Source organism: Candidatus Poriferisocius sp. (assembly GCF_965204015.1).
Lineage (GTDB): Bacteria > Actinomycetota > Acidimicrobiia > Acidimicrobiales > Bin134 > Poriferisocius.
Genome location: NZ_OZ241965.1, coordinates 1,929,449 through 1,950,383, shown reverse-complemented (window position 1 = coordinate 1,950,383; position 20,935 = coordinate 1,929,449). Strand labels below are relative to the sequence as shown.

Annotated in this window: 19 protein-coding genes; 8 read left to right on the top strand and 11 right to left on the bottom strand. The window is 65.2% G+C overall.

What is annotated here, in order from left to right:
- The first annotated feature begins 12 nt into the window (after nucleotides 1-12).
- From ACOGJC_RS08685 to ACOGJC_RS08675, 3 genes are read left to right on the top strand one after another with little or no spacing between them, the layout of a single operon-like run.
- The gene (locus ACOGJC_RS08685; protein ID WP_419848107.1) at nucleotides 13-1,056 is read left to right on the top strand and encodes an NAD-dependent epimerase/dehydratase family protein; all 1,044 of its coding nucleotides are present in this window, start codon (nucleotides 13-15) and stop codon (nucleotides 1,054-1,056) included.
- Between the two features lie 51 nt (nucleotides 1,057-1,107).
- The gene (locus ACOGJC_RS08680; protein WP_419848106.1) at nucleotides 1,108-1,599 is read left to right on the top strand and encodes a molybdenum cofactor biosynthesis protein MoaE; all 492 of its coding nucleotides are present in this window, start codon (nucleotides 1,108-1,110) and stop codon (nucleotides 1,597-1,599) included.
- A gap of 4 nt (nucleotides 1,600-1,603) precedes the next feature.
- Complete coding sequence (locus tag ACOGJC_RS08675) at nucleotides 1,604-2,599, top strand: rod shape-determining protein (protein ID WP_419848105.1); 996 nt, start codon at nucleotides 1,604-1,606, stop codon at nucleotides 2,597-2,599.
- A gap of 25 nt (nucleotides 2,600-2,624) precedes the next feature.
- Here the strand turns inward: ACOGJC_RS08675 and ACOGJC_RS08670 are convergent, their stop codons facing one another.
- A complete protein-coding gene (locus tag ACOGJC_RS08670; RefSeq protein WP_419848104.1) occupies nucleotides 2,625-3,242 on the bottom strand; it encodes a HEAT repeat domain-containing protein in 618 nt (205 codons plus the stop codon).
- Nucleotides 3,239-3,409 (bottom strand): hypothetical protein, encoded by a 171-nt coding sequence (locus ACOGJC_RS08665; RefSeq protein ID WP_419848103.1) that lies wholly within the window; start codon nucleotides 3,407-3,409, stop codon nucleotides 3,239-3,241. The genes ACOGJC_RS08670 and ACOGJC_RS08665 overlap by 4 nt, the downstream gene beginning before the upstream one ends.
- Nucleotides 3,410-3,506: 97 nt before the next feature.
- Here ACOGJC_RS08665 and ACOGJC_RS08660 point away from each other — a divergent pair, with 97 nt between their 5' ends.
- From ACOGJC_RS08660 to ACOGJC_RS08650, 3 genes are read left to right on the top strand one after another with little or no spacing between them, the layout of a single operon-like run.
- Nucleotides 3,507-4,589, top strand: a complete 1,083-nt coding sequence (locus ACOGJC_RS08660) for a PDZ domain-containing protein (RefSeq protein WP_419848102.1) — start codon at nucleotides 3,507-3,509, stop codon at nucleotides 4,587-4,589.
- An 18-nt stretch (nucleotides 4,590-4,607) separates the two neighbouring features.
- The gene (locus tag ACOGJC_RS08655) at nucleotides 4,608-5,639 is read left to right on the top strand and encodes a hypothetical protein (RefSeq protein ID WP_419848101.1); all 1,032 of its coding nucleotides are present in this window, start codon (nucleotides 4,608-4,610) and stop codon (nucleotides 5,637-5,639) included.
- A 12-nt stretch (nucleotides 5,640-5,651) separates the two neighbouring features.
- Nucleotides 5,652-8,621 (top strand): UPF0182 family protein, encoded by a 2,970-nt coding sequence (locus tag ACOGJC_RS08650; RefSeq protein ID WP_419848100.1) that lies wholly within the window; start codon nucleotides 5,652-5,654, stop codon nucleotides 8,619-8,621.
- Between the two features lie 14 nt (nucleotides 8,622-8,635).
- Here the strand turns inward: ACOGJC_RS08650 and ACOGJC_RS08645 are convergent, their stop codons facing one another.
- Genes ACOGJC_RS08645 through ACOGJC_RS08605 form a run of 9 tightly spaced genes read right to left on the bottom strand, consistent with a single transcriptional unit; the run spans nucleotide 8,636 to nucleotide 18,048 of the window.
- Nucleotides 8,636-9,106 (bottom strand): 2,4'-dihydroxyacetophenone dioxygenase family protein, encoded by a 471-nt coding sequence (locus ACOGJC_RS08645; RefSeq protein ID WP_419848099.1) that lies wholly within the window; start codon nucleotides 9,104-9,106, stop codon nucleotides 8,636-8,638.
- A gap of 46 nt (nucleotides 9,107-9,152) precedes the next feature.
- Nucleotides 9,153-9,851, bottom strand: coding sequence for a hypothetical protein (locus ACOGJC_RS08640; protein WP_419848098.1), 699 nt, complete (start codon nucleotides 9,849-9,851; stop codon nucleotides 9,153-9,155).
- Between the two features lie 19 nt (nucleotides 9,852-9,870).
- A complete protein-coding gene (locus ACOGJC_RS08635) occupies nucleotides 9,871-10,827 on the bottom strand; it encodes an ABC transporter ATP-binding protein (RefSeq protein WP_419848097.1) in 957 nt (318 codons plus the stop codon).
- Nucleotides 10,824-11,696, bottom strand: a complete 873-nt coding sequence (locus ACOGJC_RS08630) for an ABC transporter permease (RefSeq protein ID WP_419848096.1) — start codon at nucleotides 11,694-11,696, stop codon at nucleotides 10,824-10,826. Before ACOGJC_RS08630 ends, ACOGJC_RS08635 begins: the two co-directional genes overlap by 4 nt.
- A complete protein-coding gene (locus tag ACOGJC_RS08625; RefSeq protein ID WP_419848095.1) occupies nucleotides 11,693-12,598 on the bottom strand; it encodes an ATP-binding cassette domain-containing protein in 906 nt (301 codons plus the stop codon). The genes ACOGJC_RS08630 and ACOGJC_RS08625 overlap by 4 nt, the downstream gene beginning before the upstream one ends.
- An 11-nt stretch (nucleotides 12,599-12,609) precedes the next feature.
- Nucleotides 12,610-14,454 (bottom strand): dipeptide ABC transporter ATP-binding protein, encoded by a 1,845-nt coding sequence (locus ACOGJC_RS08620; RefSeq protein WP_419848094.1) that lies wholly within the window; start codon nucleotides 14,452-14,454, stop codon nucleotides 12,610-12,612.
- The gene (locus tag ACOGJC_RS08615; protein WP_419848093.1) at nucleotides 14,451-15,359 is read right to left on the bottom strand and encodes an ABC transporter permease; all 909 of its coding nucleotides are present in this window, start codon (nucleotides 15,357-15,359) and stop codon (nucleotides 14,451-14,453) included. The genes ACOGJC_RS08620 and ACOGJC_RS08615 overlap by 4 nt, the downstream gene beginning before the upstream one ends.
- Nucleotides 15,352-16,335, bottom strand: a complete 984-nt coding sequence (locus tag ACOGJC_RS08610; protein ID WP_419848092.1) for an ABC transporter permease — start codon at nucleotides 16,333-16,335, stop codon at nucleotides 15,352-15,354. Before ACOGJC_RS08610 ends, ACOGJC_RS08615 begins: the two co-directional genes overlap by 8 nt.
- Before the next feature lie 12 nt (nucleotides 16,336-16,347).
- Entirely contained in the window at nucleotides 16,348-18,048 is a 1,701-nt protein-coding gene (locus tag ACOGJC_RS08605) for an ABC transporter family substrate-binding protein (protein WP_419848091.1), read from the bottom strand.
- Nucleotides 18,049-18,163: 115 nt separating this feature from the next.
- On the opposite strand from ACOGJC_RS08605, the gene ACOGJC_RS08600 reads away from it, so the two are divergent.
- Both ACOGJC_RS08600 and ACOGJC_RS08595 read left to right on the top strand, forming a co-directional pair.
- Nucleotides 18,164-18,430 carry a hypothetical protein gene (locus ACOGJC_RS08600; RefSeq protein WP_419848090.1) on the top strand — a complete coding sequence of 89 codons (267 nt, stop codon included), beginning with the start codon at nucleotides 18,164-18,166 and terminating at the stop codon, nucleotides 18,428-18,430.
- A 78-nt stretch (nucleotides 18,431-18,508) separates the two neighbouring features.
- The gene (locus ACOGJC_RS08595; protein ID WP_419848089.1) at nucleotides 18,509-20,863 is read left to right on the top strand and encodes a xanthine dehydrogenase family protein molybdopterin-binding subunit; all 2,355 of its coding nucleotides are present in this window, start codon (nucleotides 18,509-18,511) and stop codon (nucleotides 20,861-20,863) included.
- Nucleotides 20,864-20,935 lie beyond the last annotated feature (72 nt).

The window sequence follows — 20,935 nt, the reverse complement described above, 5'->3', positions numbered from 1 at the left end:
TATGCTACTGCCGTGAGTCCGCTAACCGTCGCGGTGGCTGGCGCATGCGGACCGCTGGGCCGTCGGGTATGCCGGCGATTGGTGGAACATGGCCGGGTCGGCTCGGTCATCGGCTTCGATCTGCGCCCCGATCCCGGAATCGACGGGATGGGCTATGTCCGCGGCGATCTCGGTGAGCTAGACCTCGGCGCGCTGCTGGCCGAGGTCGATGTGCTGGTCCATTTGGCGTCAGCGCTGGAGCCATGGCCCGACGAGGCCTCCGCGGGTACCAGTGATGGCAAGGCCACCCGCCGGCTCTTCGAGGCCGCGGGCTCGGCCGGGGTCGGTCGAATCGTGCTGATGTCAACCGCCATGGTGTACGGCGCATGGCCAGACAATCCTGTTCCTCTCACCGAGGCCTCCCCGCTGCGACCGATTCCTGAATTTGGCTTTGCGGTCAAAAAGGCTGAGCAGGAGCGGTTCGCCGCTCAATGGGGCGAGGACCACCCCGAGGTGGACATCATCACCCTGCGACCCACGGCCAGCCTGGCCGAAGAGCACGTGGGGTGGGTGGCCCGATCACTGCGCTCGGCGGCCAGCCTCACCGGAGAGAGCGAGGTTCCGGTTCAATTCCTCCACCTGGATGATTTGGCGGCTGCGGTGGAACTGTCGGTGGTGGGTGACCTAACCGGGGTGTACAACGTTGCTCCGGAAGGCTGGATGAACAGCGGCACCACTCTCGACCTTGAGGGTCTGACCTCCCGGGTCCGCATACCAGAGCAACTGCTCGGTCGGCTGAGCGCGTGGTGGTGGAAGTACGGCCTCATGCCCATCAGCCCGGGTGTTCTCCGGTATGCCCGGTTTCCCTGGGTTGTGGCCAGCGACCGGCTTCGCGCTGCGGGTTGGTCCCCACAATTCACCAGCGAGCTGGCCTTTGTCTCCGGGCGCAAGGGTCACTCGTGGGGGATGTTGGATTCTCGGCGCCGTCAACAGATCGCCCTGGGCGGAGCAGTTGTGGGGGGATTGGCGCTGGTATGGGGGGTCTCGGCCATCGCTCGACGGCTATTTCGCCGGTAGCCGCGTCAACGGGCTGGAATCCCACCAGAGCGCAGCGTTTACACTCAATCCGTGAAACCGCCAGAAGCCGCCGACGTGTGGGTAGGGCTCAGCGAGTCGCCGCTGCCGCTCGACCAAGTGCTCTCATGGGTTGGCCGACCGGATTGCGGCGGCACCGTTTTGTTCAGCGGCACCGCCCGCGACCACTCAGAGGGACGACCCGGGGTGACCGTTTTGGAGTACGAGGCCTACGAGCAGCAGGTGGCCCCCCGACTGGAGGCGCTGGTCGACGAGGCTCGAGCCCGCTGGCCCGACATCGGCCGGGTGGCGTTGCTGCACCGGGTCGGCCGGTTAGAGATCGGCGAGTCGGCGGTGGTGGCGGCGGTCTCTGCTCCCCATCGTGAGGAGGCCTTCGCCGCGGCCCGGTTCTGCATCGACGGGCTGAAGGCGACCGTTCCCATTTGGAAGCGGGAGATTTGGGAGGGGGGCGAGAGCTGGGGCTTGGAGTCCCAGCACATCTCTGAAGCCGTGACGGTTTCTTCCTCGGGCGAGTCGGCCAGCTGATCTCATGGCTCGAGATCTGGCAATCGACCTTGGCACGGCCAACACGCTGGTTTACGCCCGCGGCCAGGGGATCATCCTGAACGAGCCCTCGGTTATCGCCCTGAACCGCAAGACCAACGAAGTGTTGGCCATGGGGCGTGAAGCGTGGCAGATGATCGGCCGTACTCCGGCGCACATTGTGGCTGTCCGCCCACTGCGCAAAGGGGCGATCACCGATTTCGAGGTCACTCAGCGCATGATCCGCTTGCTGCTCCTGCGGGCCGGGGTCAATCGATTCAGCCGTCCCAAGGTGGTCATCTGTGTGCCATCGGCGATTACCGCCGTCGAGCGCCGGGCGGTGGTGGAAGCAGCTCGGCGAGCGGGAGCGGCCGAGACCCGGCTCATCGAGCAGCCGCTCGCCGCGGCCATCGGCGCTTCCCTGCCGATTCACGAGCCGGTCGGCAACATGGTGGTTGACATAGGCGGAGGGACCAGCGAGACCGCGCTCATATCTTTGGGAGGGGTGATCGCGCTCAAGGCCATCCGGGTGGGATCGTTCGACATCGATGCTGCCATCCAGTCGTATGTTCGGCACGAGTTCGGCATTGCCATCGGCGAGCGCACCGCCGAGGAGGTCAAAATCACCATCGGCTCGGCGGCCTATGTGGCTGGTGAGTGCAGCGCTGAGGTTCGAGGTCGCAATCTCATGAACGGTCTTCCAGAGACCATCGTGCTGTCTCCGTTCGAAGTGCGGGCCGCCATTGGCGAACAGGTCTTGTCCATCGTGGACTCGGTGGTGTCGTGTCTGGTGGAGGCGCCTCCAGAGCTGTCGCAGGATGTGATCTCCCGCGGCATTCACCTGGTCGGGGGCGGGTCGCTGCTGCGGGGGTTGAGCGAGCGTCTGTCTCAGGCTGCCGATGTGCCGGTCAGCTTGGTCGACACACCGCTGGAGGCAGTGGTGATCGGGGCGGGCCGCTGCCTGGAGTCGTTTGAGGACGTCCAGGCAATGTTCATGGAGTGATTTGGGTTCATGGAGTAGTCCCGATCTAGTCGGGGTTTGTGAGCAGCTCGGCCGCGTCTCTGGTCTGCCAGTCTCTGTCATTGGCCGCCCGCCGGAGAGCGGCCTCCACCTCGGGGCCGTCGAACGGGGCCAAAGCCAGCACCGCCCGCCGGCGCACCGCCACTCGGTCGGTGGTTGCCCCCAGAATGGCCTTTAGCCCAGCAGGGTGGCCGATCGCTCCCAAGGCGGCGACGGCCGCTTCCCGAACCAGGGGGTTCGAATGACCGGCGGCCAATTCCCCCAACCGAGTCACAGTGCCGAGTTCTTCAAAGCCTCGCTCTCCACAGGCCCATGCGGCGGTCTCCGCGACATCGTCGTTCGGGTCGTCCAAGAGCGGGGCAGGCGACACTGCGGTGCGGCCCACGCTCAACACGGCAGCCCGCACTCTCACTGTCGGCGACGGATCGCGAAGTGCGAGACGCAGGGCTTCATCGGCCAGAGCGCCCATCCGATCGAGAGCCCCGAGTGCCGATGCCCGCACCTGGGGATCATCGGCACCTAGGGCTGCCCTCGCCGTTGCCTCGTCTTTGGCGTGTCCGGCGATCACCACGTCGCGGCGTCGAATCTTGGGGGCGTCCTGATTGTCTTCGGGAATCCTGCTCACACCAGTGTTTCCAGGGCAACCGTGAGGCCGACGAAGAAGAGCCCCACCAACATGGTCAGTCCTGCTCCCAGCAAGACGATCACAAAAAAGAGGCCGACGCCGGCCCGCAAGCGTTGCCACCATCGAAACTGAGCCTCTTCGCCATACTCGGCCCGATACGAGGCCAAGACATCCCTCTCAGCCCTGGCCGCCCGCCAGTTATCCCACCGGCGCTGCCACCGACCTTTCAGCGCTGCCCAAGTATCGTCGAAGAGGGAAACACGAATGCGCGACGAATCGGCCACAGAGCCACCCAGGATAGTTCCATCCACCGAAGACCGGGTGCCGTCATGGTGGCGGCGCAACATGGCCTGGCTGGTTCCCGTGGGGGTGCTGGTGGCGGTGATGGCGATCACCTCGGTGGTGTTCACCTTCTGGCGCACCGATCAGGTAGCGGTCCGCCCCGGGTCAGTGGAGCAGGTGCCCTCCCGGGTCACCGTTTCGGGGGCTGAGGTCTATCCCCCGGATAGCGAGATCGCCCTGGTGACCGTGCTGGTCAGCCAGCGGTTGACCATTTGGGAGCGCATCGGCGCCGAGTTCGAGTCGGGGGTGGACATCGAGCCCGAGCGCACCTTCACCGGCGACGGCACCCGCAGCGAGCTGCGCCGGCTCAACGAGCTGCGGATGGAGACCTCCCAGCACACCGCCGTCGTGGTGGCGCTGGAGCACTTGGGCTATGAGATCCCCCGTCTTGCCTCGGGGGTCATCGTGGCTGAGGCCATGGCCGACGCTCCTGCCGCAAGAGTGCTGGAGCGCGGCGATGTGATCGTGGGGATCGACGGCGTCACGGTAGGCGAGTTGGCGGATTTGGCGGAGGTGCTGGCCTCTCGGAGCGCCGGGCAGACGGTGGTCTTGGACGTGGAGAGGGCCGACAGCGGTTCGGTGGAGTCGGTGACGCTGGAGCTGATCGCCTCCCCCGAAGATGCCAATCGGGCGTTGATCGGGGTTAGCGCCCGTGAGCGAATCGATGTCGGAGAGCTGCCGGTGGAGGTCGCCATCGACAGCGGCAAAATCGGGGGGCCGTCCGCCGGGCTGGCCCTCACCATCGGGATCATCGACCTGTTGACCCCTGGCGAGCTGACCGGCGGGCTCAGCGTGGCGGCCACCGGCACGATCTCGTTCGACGGCTCAGTGGGGGCCATCGGGGAAGTCGACCAGAAGGCCATTGCGGCGGACCGCGCCGGAGTCGATCTTCTGCTGGTTCCTACTTCGAATCTGAGCGATGCCCTCGATCACATCGGCGATGACATGCAAGTGGTAGGGGTGGCGTCACTGCAAGAGGCCTTGGACGCATTGGCCGAGGCATGACAGGACTACCATTCGAGCATGGCCGAACGTCTTGGCGGAGACACTCCCTTTGAGCGGGTAAATCCCGAAGAGGTGTCCAGCCAGACGTTCGCGGTGGCCCGCAAGGGGTTTGACCAGAAGCAAGTGCAAGCGTATTTGGTGTCGCTGAGCAATCAGATCAAGTCGGGCCAGCAGCAGATCCGGGATTTGCGGGAACAAGTCGCCCAATTCGACGCGCAACCCGAGCCTGAGCCTGAGTTCAGCAGGCAGGGAGTCAAGCTGCTCGACGGCGGTATGGAGGCTTCCCGTCGCCTCACCCAGACCGAGGCCAACGAGATGGCGGCCCGGGCTGTCCGGCTGGCCGAGAAGCTGGACAAATCGGTCGAGGATCTGCGGTCACGTCAGGATCTCTCGGATGCCGGAGAGCTGTTGGAGTTGTTGGAGCAGGCCGGTGAGCAGGCCCAAGCGGTGGCCAGACTGCTCCAAGAGGCCCGAGAGCAGGCTGAGGCCGAGGTTGAGCATGGCCGAGTCCAGGGCCGGGAGATCGTGGAACAGGCCAAAACGCTCCGGTTGACGGTATTGCGGGACATGGCTCGCCGCCGCCAAACGGCCCGGGCCCAGGTGGAGCGGCTCCGAGCCGGACGCGACAAGCTGATGGCCACCCTTGGCGAAGCTCGGCACTCCATCGAGCAGTCGATGGAGGCGGCCAAGCTGTCGCTGGCCGAGGCCAAGGTGGTGGCTGATGCGGCCGCCCGCCGAGTGGAGGACGAAACCGAGCCCACCGACTTGGCCCTGCTGTCGGAGTTGGACGATGCCCAGGTTGTGGGGATGGTGCCGGACGCCACCGCACCAGACGGCGACATCGAAGAGGTCCATGAGAGCGTGACGCTCCTGCCGCCTGCCGAGCGCGACCCGGTGGAAGCCGCGGCCGAACATCCTGTACTGACCAATGTCGGCGACAGCAGCGACGTGGATGCCATCTTCGCTCGCCTGCGATCCCAGAGCGGTGTATCGCAGGACGATCGTGAAACCGCGCCGGGCGCTGCGAAAACCCCCGTCGTCGACGAGTAGTCTCCTTCGGGTATGCGCGTTCCCAGAAGTGTGCCCCGACCGGGTCCGCCATCTCGCCCGCGGTTCTCGCGCCGATCCAAGATCATCGCCGGGCTCATCTTGGTGGTGCTGCTGGCCGCCATTCTGTCTTTGCGGGGAACGGCCCGCATGTGGACCGACTACCTGTGGTTCGACTCCCTAGGCCACGGAGACGTCTGGACCGAGATCTTGGTCTACAAGATCATCCTGTCGGTCATCTTCATCGTCCTGTTCTTCTTGCTGATGTACTCCAACTTGGCGATAGCCGACCGCCTGGCGCCCTCCACCCGTCCACCGGGACCGGAGGAGGACCTGCTCCGCCACTATCACGATGCGGTTGGCCATCGCCGTCGCTTGGTGAGCGTGGTGATCGCCATCTTGTTCGCCCTGATTGTGGGCGGCGGCACCGGCGGGGAGTGGCAGAAGGCCATGTTGTTCTTCAACAGCGTGGACTTCGGCATCGAAGACCCGCAGTTCAACGAAGACATCGGCTTCTATGTCTTCCAGCTGCCGTTCATACAGTTCCTGATCAGCTGGGTGTTCCGGGCGCTCATCATCGTGGCGGTCATCACCGCGATCGCCCACTACGTGAACGGCGGCATCAGGGTCCAGACCACTGGTCAGCGAGTCACCCCCCAAGTGAAGGTCCACCTGTCGGTTCTGTTGGCCCTGATCGCCCTGGTTCGGGCCGTGGGCTATTACTACGACCGGTACGGCCTCAACTTCTCATCTCGGGGACCGGTGGACGGGGCGTCGTTTACCGATGTCAACGCGCAGCTGCCAGCGCTCAACCTGCTGCTTCTGATCTCGGTGCTGTCGGCGGTTTTGCTGGTGATCAACATCTGGCAGCGAGGCTGGGTGTTGCCGGTGACCGCAGTGGGCCTGTGGATAGTTGTGGCCATCGTCATGGGCGCGATCTACCCGGCCATCATCCAGAGGTTCCGGGCCGAGCCGGAGGAGTCCAAGAAAGAGGCGGTCTACATCGAGCGCAACATCGAGGCCACCCGCGATGCACTGGGCCTTGACAACGTGATCACCCGTCCGTTCTCCCCTGACACCCAGATCACCGTGGAGGAGTTGTCCGGCAACGAGAGTGTGCGCAACATCCGATTGCTCGACCCCGACATCGTGCCCAACGCCTTCCAGGTAGAGCAGTCGGAGCGCACGTTCTACACCTTCGGCAGCGAGGTGGACGTCGACCGCTACGTGATCGACGACGAAATCACCGAGGTGGTCATCGGTGCCCGACAGCTCAATGTGGCCGACGTTCCCCAGCAGTCGTGGGAGGGTCGCCATGTCCAGTACACCCACGGTTATGGCGTGGCCGTGGCGCCGGTCAATTCGGTGACTACCCAGGGATCGCCCGATTTCGTGGTGGGAGACGTGCCGGTGGTGGCCAGCGACGAATTCCAGATGGACCGGCCCCAGCTCTATATCGGGGAGAACCTGACCGGATACGCCATTGTGGGGGCCTCGATACCCGAGGTGGACTACACCGAGGCCAACGAGACGGTTCCGTTTGAGTACGACGGGGAAGCGGGAGTGGGGATCGGCAGCTTCTTCCGCCAGTCGGCATTCGCCTTGCGCTTCGGTGACATCAACCCGCTGATATCCGGATTCGTGGACGGAGATTCCCGCATCATCTTCAATCGCGATCTGCGCCTTCGGGTGCAGAACTTGGCCCCGTTCCTAGAACTGGACGCCGATCCCTATCCGGTGGTCTCCGACGGGCGGGTGTTCTACATTGTCGATGCCTACACCACCAGCGACCGGTATCCCTACGGCCAGCGTCCCGACGTCGGCGACCTGCCGCTGGAAAGCGGGCTGCGCAAGAGGTTCAACTACGTCCGCAATTCGGTCAAGGTGGTGGTGGACGCCTTCGACGGCACCACCACGTTCTATGTGATCGATCCCGACGATCCCATCATCCAGGCGTGGCGGAAGATCTTCCCCGGCTTGTTCGAGGACTTCGAGGAGATGCCCCTCGATCTCAAGAACCACCTGCGCTATCCCGAGGATCTGTTCCGGGTGCAAACCTCTATGTGGGCTCGCTACTTCATCGATGATCCCGAGACCTTCTACGCCAACTCGGTGACCTGGGCTGTGGCCCAGGATCCGGGCACCCGCATTACCGCCCGAACGTTCGTCGATGAGTTGACCGAGGCGATCGCCGCTGAAGAGACGGCCACCGCGGCGGCCACCCGTCAGCTCGAGCGGAGAATCCGGCCCTTCTACCAGCTCCTCCAGCTCCCGGGAGAGGACGACTTGGACTTCGTGATCTTCCGAACGTTCGTCCCCGTTTCCGGGTCGGGAGACGACGAGGACGAGCGCAAGGAGTTGACTGCGTTCATGGCCGCCAAGAGCGACGTCGCTGAGGATGGGAGCTTGGGCGAGTACGGACAGCTCGTCGTCTACACCGTGCCGGGCACCAGCATTCCCGGCCCCAGCATTGTGGACGCCAAGATCCAAGCCGACACCCAGATTGCCGACGCCTTCACCCAGCTGAACCAGCAGGGATCCACCGTGCTCCAGGGGAATCTGCTGATGATCCCGGTGGGCGACTCGCTGCTGTTCGTGCGCCCCGTCTACGTCCAGGCCACCGGGGAGACCGAGCTGCCCCAGGTTAAGCAAGTGATCGCCGGGGTCGGCAACGACGACGATTTCGTGCTGGTTATCCGCCCGACCTTGGACGAGGCCTTGGCCGCCCTGTCTGATCCCGACGGGCTGTCGGTGTTCCCATCCCAGCCGGCGACGCCGGAACCTGACGACGCTGAACCCGCTCCTGAACCCACTGCCGTGCCGTCTGTCCCCGACGATACGCCCATCGACGAGGACACCCGGCAAGCCCTGAGCGAGCTCATCTCGGAGTTGCGGACCACCCAGGACTCCCTCGACGAGGACCGCCGCCGCCTCGACGGCCTCATTGAAGAACTGGAGTCGCTATTGGACTCCGCCGGCGGCTGAGCGCCAAGAAGCGGCTAGTCCAGCAGGATGTTGTTTGGCCGGGGAGTGCCCTGGGCTTCGAGCATGAAGTAGTAGCCCATCAACACGGTTTGGCCGTCGGTGATGCTCTCGATGTTGCCGTCGGCGTCCATGTTCAGGTTGGCGCCCCAGATGGCGAAGAACACATCGGTGGTCTCGGTGTTGTCATCGGGGGTATAGAGGGTGTGGACGGAGCCGGCCGGTTCATAGAGGAACGACCCGGCTCGGTTCAGGAAATCGCTCTCCTTGTATCCCCAGGCCCCGGCGCTGGTGTAGGCGAACACCTGGCCGGTGTGCTTGTGGGTCTGCACCGAGTAGCCCGGCGGGAACTGATTCTTGATAACCCACAACCCCTCACTCTCTTTGATTTGAAGCACCTTGAGGCCGATGCCGTCTTCGCCGTAGGCCCACGGGAGGTCGTCTTCTCCGATGTGCTGGGCGGTGGGGGCAACCATCATGTCAAGCATGGGGGAATCTTACGCCCCTGCCTGACCGATGACCCCTAGCGGCGGGTCAGTCGATCTCGGTGCGGGTGAGCCGCCACGAGGTGTAGAGCAAGCCGGCGAGGCCCACGGCCAGCGGGACGATGTACGACGCCAGCGTGGAGCGGTCGGCCAGCCGCATGCTCACGTCGGTGGCATCGGAGAGGATGCTCATGGGGTAGCTGCGCACCGACAGGCGGGCAAACCAGTCGCCCAATCGCGACATCAACAGCTCCCAGATGGCGATGTAGCCCAAGCCGATCAGCAGGGATCGCTTGAACCGCAGCCCCAAGGCCAAGAAAATCCCCGAATAGGCGAAGACTGCCAGGGCGGTGGCCACTGCGGTGGCCACCAGCAGGTCTTCAACGCCGGTGATGGCCGCAGCCACGGTCATCACCGCCACCACCAGGGGACCCACCACGCTTATCACTGCGGCGAAGGCTGCGGTGGCGATGGAATGGCGGGGAACGGGGCGCAGCCACACGTACACCAGGGTGCGGTCTTCCACCAGATTTCCCAGAGCGGCCGAGCCCAAGGCCAAGGCGATGAAGGGAGCGAAAATATTGGTCCCGAATGTGCCCATGCTGCGGGTGGCGACCTCCACAGGATCGTCGGCCGCTCGGGCCACGAAGGCCAACAAGATGGCCACACCGCTCAGGCCCGCAAATGCCAGCAGCCGGCCGGTGCTGACCTGGCTGCGGACAACCACCCGAAAGATGTGGGGGTTCATTGTTTGTCCCAGTGCTTTGTCATTGGCCCACCAGGTATCGGAAGACGCTCTCAAGGTCGTCGTCGAGCGGGCGCAGCTCCAGCAGCGAGGCATCTCGGTCGCGCGCTGCCGGGGCCACTGCCCGACGGAACGCCATTGGATCCGAGGTGTCGACAACCACCGAGTCGTTTGCTTCCAGGCGGCATCCGGAGATCACACCGCGGTCCAATAGGGCAATGGCCAGTGCTCGGGGCTGATCGGTGCGGATGCTGATGCGCAGCGGACGATCGTCCATCAGGTTGCGGATCTCCCGGAAATCTCCCTCGGCGGCCAGCCGTCCCTGGGCGATCACCAGCACCCGGGAGCCGAATCGCTCCACCTCGTCGAGCACATGGCTGGACACGATCACGCACTTGCCCTCGTCTCCCAGCCGGTGGAAGAGCTGGATCATCTCCCGCCGCTGTCGAGGGTCGAGGCCGGTGAGGGGCTCGTCCAAAGCAATGACCACGGGGTCATGGACGATGGCTTGGGCCAGCTTGATGCGCTGGCGCATGCCCTTGGAGTAGGTGGACAGCCTTCGGGTGTCGTCAGGGTCGAGCTCTACCGTCTGAATGGCCCGGCGGGCGGCTTCGACGGGGTTGGCGACCTGGTGTAGCTGGGCGGCCAACTCCACAAATTCCTGGCCGCTCAGGTAGTCGAGCAGCGACTCCTGTTGGGGGGCCATGCCGATGCGGCCCAGCACGGTCACATCGGCGCGAGGGTTCTTGCCCAGCACGGTGAGCGTCCCGTTGGACGGTCGGGCCAGGCCGCACATCATTCGCAGCAGGGTGGACTTGCCCGCGCCGTTGGGGCCCAGCAGCGCGGTGACCCCGGCCCCGACGCTGAAGCTCACGTCGGACACGGCCACCAAGTCGCCGAACCACTTGGACACGCCGGCGGCCTGGACCATGGGTGGAGGACTGGCTTGGACCATGGGCGCAGGGCTGGCTTGGCTCATCCGGTGACCTCGATTCGCTGATATCGCCAGCGGGCGAACGCTCCAAAGGAGACGATGAGCCCGATAAGCGTTGCGAATATGGCCCACGTGTCGACTTCGCCGATGGGCGGCTCTACAGCGTCGCCCTCTCCGAAGATACGGAAGACGGCCTCGAAGGGCAGGCCGATCAAGTTGAGCAGGGCGAATGAGTCGCCTACTTCAGCCCCCTCAGCGAGACCGTCTCCTACCGCCGAGCTGGCCAACAAGCCGACAAAAATGCCCACGCTGGCCAGGGAGCGGCGGCTGGTGAGGCTGGACACTGCCAGCGACAGCGCCGTCCAGAACACGGCCAGGGCAGTTCCCGACGCCAGGATTCGGCCCAATTCGGTGAGCCAGCCGGTCACTCCATCGGGTCCGGCGTCGGCCAGGGTGTAGGCGATGAGCATCAACAGCGGCGGCCCCAGGGTCATGGTGCCCAACACGGCGGCGATGGCCGCGGCCTTGGCCACCAAATAGGTGTCTCGGCTCAGCGGCGATGCCAGGTATAACTCCAGCATCCCGCTGCGACGATCGGTGCATACCGCCTCGGGGGCGACGAACGCCGCGAACAGGAAAAGGGCGCCGGTGATGAACCCGTAGTAGTTGGCGGTGGAATTCAGCCCCAGCTCCTCTCCCCGGGGCAAGAAGGCGGCGATTCCGATGAACACGACTGCGGGCACAAACGCGATGAAGAGGGCGATCGCGGGGAGAACCTTCTGCCAATTGGATCGCTTCAGGCCCAGTACCCGCTGCACGGTGTGGTAGCTCAAGTTCACCATGGCGCGCGGCGGGCCGTGGCGAGGACCGTCGTAGGCGTGGTAACCCCGGTCGTGGATGCGGGCTTCGGTCATCGAGAGGCCTCGATGAACACGTCTTCGAGAGTGGTGCGGCGGGGCTCCAGTCGACGCAGCCCCAGCCCCAAATCGGCCACAAGGTCTCTGACCAGGTCGGGGGCCGAATCGACCCCGGACACAATGAGGGAGTGGCCGTCGACGGCGGCTGCTGCGCCCCGAGCGACCAGTGCCGTGGCCAGCGGTTGGGGATCGGAGTCCAGTTCCACCTTAAGCCCTGATGCAGCCGAGCCCAGATCCTGGAGGGGTCCGCTGTGGCCCACCCTTCCGTTGGCCAGGATCACCACCGAGTCGCACACCCGCTCCACTTCCTCCAGCAGATGCGACGACAACAAGATATCGATGCCGAATTCGCTGCCCACCCGGCGGATGAGCGCCAGCATGTCGTCGCGTTGCACCGGATCGAGGCCGTCAGTGGGCTCGTCCAGCAACAGTAGGTCGGGATCGTGGGCCAGGGCCTGGGCCATCTTCACCCGTTGTCGCTGCCCGGTTGACATGGTGCCGATGGGGCGAAACCGCTCCTCGCCCAGGCCCACCTGCCACAGGGCGTCGCTAGACCGTTCGGTGGCGGCCCGTCGGGGCAGGCCGTGGAGTTGGGCAATGTGGCGTACCAGGTCGGCGGCCTGCACGTCGCCGGGCAAGTCATGGTGTTCGGGGGCGTAGCCCAGCCGGGCTCGCAGTTCAGGCCCGCTCTGTTCGGGATCAACCCCGAGCACATTGAGGTCGCCACCCTGGCGGGGGCGGAGTCCCAGGATGAGCCCCATGAAGGTGCTCTTGCCCGCGCCGTTGGGTCCCAGCAGCCCGGTGACGCCCCGCCCGACGTCGCAATCCAGGCCCTGGAGCACGTGGTTCGACCCGTAGCTCTTTTGCACTCCTCGAGCAGAGATGACGATGTCGGACACTCGCCGAAACCCTATCCCTGCTCAGCGCCCATAAGGTCGTCGGGGGTGGGGAAGTGGCAGGCAACCGGGTGTCCGATCCCCAGGTCGAGCAACTCCGGGTCGTAATCGGTGCAAATCGACTGGGCCTTCCAGCATCGGGTGCGAAATCGGCACCCTGAAGGGGGCGAAGCTGGGTTGGGCGCATCTCCTTCGAGCACGATGCGGCGTCGCCTTTTCTCGAGCTTGGGATCGGGAATCGGCACGGCCGACAGCAGGGCCTGGGTGTAGGGATGGGCCGGGGTCTCGTACACCTCCGATCCGGTACCCGTCTCCACGATCCGCCCCAGATACATCACCGCCACCCGGTCGGAGATTTGGCGGATCACCGCTAGATCGTGGGCCACGAACAGGTAGGTGAGCCCCAGTTGGCGTTGGAGGTCTTCCAGCAGGTTGAGCACCCCGGCTTGAATGCTCACGTCGAGTGCCGACACCGGCTCATCCAAGATGATGAGGTCGGGCTCCAAGGCCAGGGCTCGGGCAATGCCGATGCGCTGGCGCTGGCCTCCGGAGAACTGGTGGGGATAGCGATTCGCGTGCTCAGGACTCAACCCAACCAACTCCAGCAGCTCGGCTACCCGCTCTCGGGAGTCACCGGTTGTGCGGTGGATGCGGAGCGGCTCGGCGATGATGGCCGACACCGTCATGCGGGGGTCGAGCGAGGCCATCGGGTCTTGGAACACAATCTGCATGTTTTGGCGCAAGGCCTGAAGCTGGCGGCGTCTCAGGTCGGCCAGCTCTTGGCCCTTGAACCGCACCGAGCCCGAAGTGGGCTGGATGAGGCGGAGAATGCAACGGGCGATGGTGGATTTGCCGGATCCTGATTCTCCTACCAGGCCTAGGGTCTCGCCTTGGTTGATGTGCAGGGACACGCCGCTTACGGCTTGGACTGTTCCAACAGCGCGCCGGAAGACGCCCTGGGAGCGGATGGGGAAGGTCTTGACGAGATCGGTGGCCTCCACGAGCGGATTGTCGGTCTCTGGAGGCTGGAGAGGAGTGCGGGCTGGGGCATCGATGCGGGGGACGGCCTCGAGGAGGCTGGCGGTGTAGGCGTGCCTGGGGCGTTCGAATACCTCTTCGGCCTCCCCGGTTTCGACCGCTTGGCCGTCGTGCATCACCAGCAGCCGGTGGGCGGTGCGGGCCACTACTCCCAGGTCATGAGTGATGATCACTAGGGCTGAGCCAGCGGCTTCTCGGGCTCGCTCCAGCACGTCGAGCACCTGGGCCTGGATGGTGACGTCGAGGGCGGTGGTGGGCTCGTCGGCGATGAGCAGGTCGGGGTCGTTGGCGATGGCCATGGCGATCATGGCCCGCTGGCGCATCCCACCCGACAGCTCATGGGGATAGGCGTCAACCCGCTGGGGAGCATTGGGAATGCCCACCAAGTCGAGCAGTTCGACCGCCTGCGCCCGGGCCGCGGCCGCGCCGACCCGCTGATGGACGCGGACCCCCTCGGCGATCTGGGCCCCTACGGTCATCACCGGGTTCAGCGAGGTCATCGGGTCTTGGAACACCATGGAGATGGCCGATCCCCGTAGCCGCTCCAGTTCCTTGTCGGCCATGGCCGTGACGTCTTGGCCCCGGTAGGCAATGGTGCCGCTCACTCGGGCGGTGTTCGGCAACAGGCCCATGGCGGCCATAACGCTGACCGACTTGCCCGAGCCGGACTCGCCGGCGATGGCCAGCACCTCGCCCTCGTACACGTCCCAGCTCACGCCCCGCACTGCCTGTACGTCGCCGTCGGGAGTGGGGAAGGTGACCTCCAAGTCGCGCACCGACAGCACCGGGGTCTCGGTTCGAGGATTTGCTGGGCTGGTCATCGGCGTTGCTCCCGGCGGGGATCGAGGGCGTCGCGCAAGCCGTCGCCCACGAAGTTCACACACAGCACCAGCAGCACCAGCACCGCTCCCGGCAGATAGAACAGCCACCACCGGGTGCGGGCGGCGTCGCGCCCCTCGTCCACCAGCGATCCCAGCGACACCTCGGGGGGTTGGATGCCGAAGCCCAAGAACGCCAGCGCGGTCTCCAGCAGGATGGCGGTGGCCACCGTGAGGGTGGCGTACACGATGATCGAGCTCATGGCGTTGGGGATGAGGTGGCGGAAGATGATGCGCGAGTTGGATGCGCCCAAGGCCTCGGCGGCCTCGATGTACTCCTTCTCCCGGATGGAGAACACCTCTCCCCGCACCACCCGGGCCAACGGCGCCCACAAGAACAGGCCGATCACCACGGCCACGAACATAAGCGAACTGCCGCCGCTGGCCCGGGTGCGGGTGCCCAGCACCATCAGCACCGGCAGGAGGGGAAGGATGAGCAGGAAGTCCACCAACAGCCCCAGGGCGCCGTCCACCCGGCCCCGGAACCACCCCTGCACTGCGCCCAGTACCGATCCCAGGACAGTGGCGATGGCTGCCACCACCAAGCTGACGTGGACCGACACCCGCAGCCCTCGCATCGACTGGGCGAACATGTCGTGGCCGATGGTGTCGGTGCCGAACCAGTGGTCGCCCGACGGCCCTTGCGACAGATCTGGCGACAGGTCCTTGTAGCCCCAGCCGGTGAGCGGCTCGGCCAGATAGCTGAACAGGTAGGCCACCACCAGTACGACACCGGCGGCCACCGCCAGTCGATGGGCGAGGAACCGTCGAAGCACCAGCCGCCACTGGGAGCGGACCTCGGTCTCGGCTGGGGCGCCGGCGAACACGCTGGACGGGATGTCAGCCATCTCGCACCCTCGGATCCAAAAAGCCGTAGGTCAGATCGGTGAGCAGGTTGACGATGATCACCGAGATGCCCACTGCCAGCAGCCACCCTTGAGTCACGGCCACGTCGCCGTTTAGCAGGGACTCCAGGAACAGCCGGCCCATGCCCTTCCAGTTGAACACCACCTCGGTGACCACCGTGCCCCCGATCAGCGTGCCGAAAGTAAGCCCGGTGTAGCTCACCACCGGCAGCAGGGCGTTGCGCAGGGCATGGTGGGTGATGACCCGCCGGCGGGGTACTCCTTTGGCCCGGGCGGTGCGGATGTAGTCGCTTTCCAGCACATCGAGCATGGCCGAGCGCTGGAACCGGCTGGTGGCGGCTAGTTGGATCAGCACCAGGGTGAGCGCGGGGAGGATGATGTGCCCGGCCCGGTCGGCCCACGTGCCCCAGAAGTCGGCATCGAGCCGGGGCGACTCCTCGCCGATGGTGAAGAAGATCCGGCTTCCCCACCAGTCGTTGAACCGGATGCCCAAGTCCTTCAGCAACGCGCCCAGCCAGAACACCGGCATGGCGAAGAACAGGAAGGCGAAGAAGGTAGAGATGTTGTCGAACTTCCCGTACTGGCGCATCGCGCTCACCACCCCGACCGCCACGCCGAGGACCACCGAGACGACGGTGGCGGCGATGACCAACCGCAAGGTGACCGGTATGGCCTCGCCCAGCAGGGTGGTGACCGCCCGCCCGTTGTCGGTGGACGTGCCCATGTCCCCGGTGAACATGTCGCCCAGCCAGCTTCCGTAGCGCTCGATAAGGGGTTTGTCGAGGCCCAAGCTGGCCTCCAGCCGGTCGACCTGCTCAGCGCCGCCCGGTTGCGACATGAGAAAGACCCGTTGCTCGGCGATGGGGTCGACGGTGGCCACCAGCAGGAAGGCCACCAGGGTGGCGAAGAAGAGGACGACGACCGATATGAGCAGCTTGCGTGTCGCGTACCCGAGCACTGGTAAGAAACGCTAGCTAGCCAACTCCCACTGCTCGAGATTCCAGGTGAAGCTTTCGGTGGTGGGGTTGTCTTGGATGTTTTGGATTTTCTCGTCCCAGGCGAGGAAGAAGGGGAGTTGGTAGACGGGGATATTGGGGAGCGTCTCCCACATCAGCGCGTCGGCCTGGTTCAACAACTCGGCTTGGCGGTCGAGATCGAGGGTGAAAGTGGCTTCGGTCAAGAGCTCGTCAACCCGATCGTCGACATAGGCCCCCAGGTTGGTCTCGCTGTCGATTCCGAATACTTGAGAGGCTGAGGCCGCGGGGAGGGGACCGCCCACCCAGGCGAAGATGGCCAGGTCGAAGTCTCCCGGCGGGCCCGGCGGGTCGTTGTGGGCGCCGAGGAGCGCTGGGAAGATCTCTCCACCGGGCAGGTTGTCGATGGTGATCTGGATACCGGCCTCGGCCAGTTGGTTCTGCACTAGTTCTTGGAATTGCTCCCGGCGGTTGTTGCCCCCAGTGGTGCGGATGCGCAGGCTCAAGCGCCGGCCGTCTTTGGCGTAGACATCGCCGTCCAACTCCCAGCCGGCGGCTTCCAGAACGGCGCGGGCGGCGGCGGGGTCTCGCTGTTGGAACTCCGCTGGCGTGTGGTCCTCGTACTGGGCTTGGCCGTTCATGAAGATCCGGTTGCCCAGGGCCTGGGCCGATTCGGAGAACGGCCGCATCAGCGCGGTCACGATCAACTCCCGGTCGAGGGCCAGCGCGATGGCCCGGCGGGCCTCCAACGGCACCGTGGTGGTGTTGAATGTGATCTGCTCCCAGGTGGGCCCGAAGGTGATGGAGGTCTCCACCCCGCCGATGCGGTTGACCTGATCTACTAGGTCTACTTGGGGTTGCGGGTAGATCACGTCCACTTCGCCGTTCTCCAGCGCCAGCGGCAGGTTGCCCACATCGCTGATGAACCGGAACGTGACCTCGTCGATGCCGGGCCCGTCACCGAACCAGGTGGGGTTGGCCACCAGAGTCAGATCGCTGCCCGGGTTGTACTCGTCCACCACATAGGGCCCGGCGCCGACGCCCGGGTCAGTGCGGAAGCCCTCGCTCCAGTCACGGCCCAGATGGGCGGGCGGGAACGGGCCGGAGAACAGCTGGATGTATTCCACGTAGGGCTGGGCGGCTGGCCAACTGAGCCGAACGGCCTTGTCGTCCACGACTTCCAGTTCCGCGCTGTCGAAGCCCGCGGTGCTGCCGCAGTCGTCCCCGGCTTCGTTGCAGTTCTCGAAGAAGAACACCAGATCGTCGGAGCTGACCGGAGTCCCGTCGCTCCAGGTGGCGTCTTCCCGCAGCCGGTATTCCACGACCAGCGGATCCTCGGTGATGACGGTGGGAAGCGACTCGCAGAAGTACGGCTCGAAGGAGAAATCAGGCCGGATCCGAACGCAGGTGGGCCAGACGGCTCGCATGATCTGGCGACCGGCCAGGAGCTGGTCGGCGGCGGTCAGATTGTTGAAGTTGGTGATCTCCTGCTCCAATCCGATGACCACGCTGGTGTGCTCGTCTTCTTCCGGGCTGGGGTCTTCGGCTTGTGTCGGGGCCGCCGCCGGTTCGTCAGCGGCCGGAGAGGGCGAGTCGTCGTCGTTGCCGCAAGCCGAGCCCACCAGGGCAAGCGCCATCAGGGCGATAACCAGCTTGTGGAACTTGGGGCTAGCCTTGGTTTCTCTTGCTTTCCGCACGTCGCACACGATATCCCGGTCGTCGGATGTCGCTGGGGTCGATAGCATGGGAGCGAAGGGAACATATCCGGGTGTCCGGCGGTTGTAACCTCAACCGGTACCGAAGGAGAGAGCAGTGACATTGGAAACCGTCCGCAACCCAGCGGCCCTCATCGAGATCACCGAGTTGGTGGATCGGCTGCTGGACGCCATCGATGGGGAGCTCACCAGCCGCTCCCGGGTGGTGGACGGACTGTTGGACCTGCGTCTTGCGGCCGCCGAACTTCCCGAAGTGGTCTCCCAAGTCGACGACTGCCTGGCCACGCTTCCCGGCAACACCACGGTGACCAACTTATGGTGGATGGAGACGTTGGCCGACCTCCGCACGGCAGCTTCTAACTAGCCCTTCCAACACCTCCGGAGGTCGGCTGCACTGATCCGATAGGGGGGATACGCTCGCGGGTGCGACGGGAGGTGACTCATGACGGTGACTGAGTCTTCGGTGGTGGGGAGCAGGTTGCTTCGGAAGGAGGATCCTGAGCTGCTTACTGGGGAGGCCCGGTTTGTGGACGATCTGGACCTTACGGGGGCGCTTTGGGTGGCTTGTGTTCGGAGTCCTCATGCGCATGCTCGCATCAACTCGGTGGACTTGAGTGCGGCTCTTGATGCTGACGGGGTGGTGGCTGCTTATTCGGGGGCGGATTTGGCTGAGTCTTGGGGGCCGTTGCCGTGTGCTTGGCCGGTTACTGATGACATGAAGAATCCGGCCCATCTGCCGATTGCGGTGGACAAGGCCAACTACGTGGGCGATGTGGTGGCCGTGGTGCTGGCTGACGACCGCTATGGGGCGGTCGACGCTGCCTCGCTGGTTGAGGTGGACTACGAGCCACTCGACGCGGTGGTGGACCTCGAGGATGCGCTGGCGGACAGCACTGTCATCCACGATGACTTGGGCACCAACGCTTCCTACACCTGGGAGCTGACTCCTGATGCCGACGCGGTGGAGGCCGCGTTCTCTGGGGCGGAGCATGTGGTGCAAGAGCGCTACATCCAGCAGCGGCTCATTCCTGCGGCCATGGAGCCTCGGGGGGTGGTGGCGGTGCCCTCGCCGTTCGGGGGCGATATCACCATCTACTCGGCTACTCAGATCCCCCACATCCTCAAGGTCATGGTGGCCCTCACTCTGGGGCTGCCGGAACAGAAGGTGCGGGTGGTGGCTCCGTCGGTGGGGGGCGGGTTTGGCTCCAAGCTGAACGTATACGCCGAGGAGATCATGTGTACGGCGCTGGCGCTGCGCCACGGTGTGCCGGTGCGCTGGACCGAAGGGCGCTCCGAGGCTGCCGGGTCCACCATCCAGGGCCGGGGCCAGATCCAAGACATCGAGTTGGCCGCCGACGCCGAGGGCCGTATCAGCGCGGTGCGGGTGAAGCTGGTGGCCGACATGGGGGCCTACCTGCAACTCGTCACCCCAGGGGTGCCCTTGCTGGGTGCCTTCCTGTACCACGGCTGCTACGACATCCCGAACTACTCCTTCGTGTGTACGGGGGTGTTCACCAACATGACCCCCACCGATGCGTATCGGGGGGCGGGCCGGCCCGAGGCCACCTACGCCATCGAGCGGGCCATGGACTCACTGGCCGCCGCGGTCGGGGTTGACCCCGCCGAGATCAGGAGGCGCAACTTCATCGGCCCTGAGCAATTCCCCTACGAGTCGGCCCCTGGGCTGATTTTCGACAGCGGCAACTATCCCCAGGCCCTGGAGCAGGCCCTGGAGTTGGTGGACTACGAGGGTTTGAGGACCCAGCAGGCCGAGCGGCGAGCCGCCGGCGATTCCCGGCATCTGGGCGTGGGCCTGTCCAGCTATGTGGAGATGTGCGGTCTGGCCCCCAGCCGGGTGCTGGCCTCGCTGAACTATGCCGCCGGCGGTTGGGAGTCGGCCACCGTGCGGGTGCTGCCCACCGCCAAGGTGCAGGTGGTGACCGGTACGTCGCCCCACGGCCAGGGCCACGAGACGTGCTGGTCGATGATCGTGGCCGACCAACTGGGCGTTGATCCCGATGACGTGGAGGTGCTGCACTCCGACACTGCCATCTCGCCCCTGGGACTTGACTCCTATGGTTCTCGGTCGCTGTCGGTGGGCGGCACCGCGGTGTACATGGCGGCCGACAAGGTGATCGACAAGGCCCGGCTGATTGCCGCGCACCAGATGGAGGCCAACGTGGAGGACTTGGAGTTCTCCGACGGCACGTTCCGGGTGAAGGGCCAGCCCGACGCCGAGATGCCGCTGGCCGCAGTGGCCTTCGAGGCCTTCACCGCTCACAATCTGCCCGACGGCATGGAGCCCAACCTGGAAGGCCACATGACCTGGGATCCGCCCAACTTCACCTTCCCGTTCGGAACCCATGTGGCCGTGGTGGAGGTGGACACCGAGACCGGCGAGGTGGAGATGGTGGACTACGTGGCGGTGGACGACTGCGGCAACCAGATCAACCCGATGGTGGTGGAGGGCCAGATCCACGGCGGCATCCTCCAAGGGGTGGCCCAGGCGCTGTGGGAGGAGGCCGCATTCGACGACGACGGTCAGCCCCGCAACGTCAGCTTCCTGGACTATCTGGTGCCGTCATCGGCTGAGACCCCCTCGTTCCGCACCGACTCCACGGTGACGCCCAGCCCCACCAACCCGATGGGGGTGAAGGGCATCGGCGAGGCTGGCACCATCGCCTCCACTCCGGCGGTGATCAACGCCATCGCCGATGCGCTATCCCCCCTGGGGATCAACGATGTTGAGATGCCGGCAACGCCCGAGCGGATCTGGGAGCTGATCTCTGGGTCATAGGACAGACAGCGCGTGGAGCAGGACTTTCTCGACCCATCGGCTCGCCGCGCTGCTGGCCGTGTGGTGCGGGCC

Excerpts from the sequence above, each read along its gene's own strand:
- ACOGJC_RS08635 (WP_419848097.1), bottom strand. The coding sequence starts at position 10,827 with ATGAGCCAAGCCAGCCCTGCGCCCATGGTCCAAGCCAGTCCTCCACCC.
- ACOGJC_RS08675 (WP_419848105.1), top strand. The coding sequence starts at position 1,604 with ATGGCTCGAGATCTGGCAATCGACCTTGGCACGGCCAACACGCTGGTT.
- ACOGJC_RS08630 (WP_419848096.1), bottom strand. The coding sequence starts at position 11,696 with ATGACCGAAGCCCGCATCCACGACCGGGGTTACCACGCCTACGACGGT.
- ACOGJC_RS08650 (WP_419848100.1), top strand. The coding sequence starts at position 5,652 with ATGCGCGTTCCCAGAAGTGTGCCCCGACCGGGTCCGCCATCTCGCCCG.
- ACOGJC_RS08595 (WP_419848089.1), top strand. The coding sequence starts at position 18,509 with ATGACGGTGACTGAGTCTTCGGTGGTGGGGAGCAGGTTGCTTCGGAAG.
- ACOGJC_RS08615 (WP_419848093.1), bottom strand. The coding sequence starts at position 15,359 with ATGGCTGACATCCCGTCCAGCGTGTTCGCCGGCGCCCCAGCCGAGACC.
- ACOGJC_RS08620 (WP_419848094.1), bottom strand. The coding sequence starts at position 14,454 with ATGACCAGCCCAGCAAATCCTCGAACCGAGACCCCGGTGCTGTCGGTG.
- ACOGJC_RS08645 (WP_419848099.1), bottom strand. The coding sequence starts at position 9,106 with ATGCTTGACATGATGGTTGCCCCCACCGCCCAGCACATCGGAGAAGAC.
- ACOGJC_RS08660 (WP_419848102.1), top strand. The coding sequence starts at position 3,507 with ATGCGCGACGAATCGGCCACAGAGCCACCCAGGATAGTTCCATCCACC.
- ACOGJC_RS08655 (WP_419848101.1), top strand. The coding sequence starts at position 4,608 with ATGGCCGAACGTCTTGGCGGAGACACTCCCTTTGAGCGGGTAAATCCC.
- ACOGJC_RS08640 (WP_419848098.1), bottom strand. The coding sequence starts at position 9,851 with ATGAACCCCCACATCTTTCGGGTGGTTGTCCGCAGCCAGGTCAGCACC.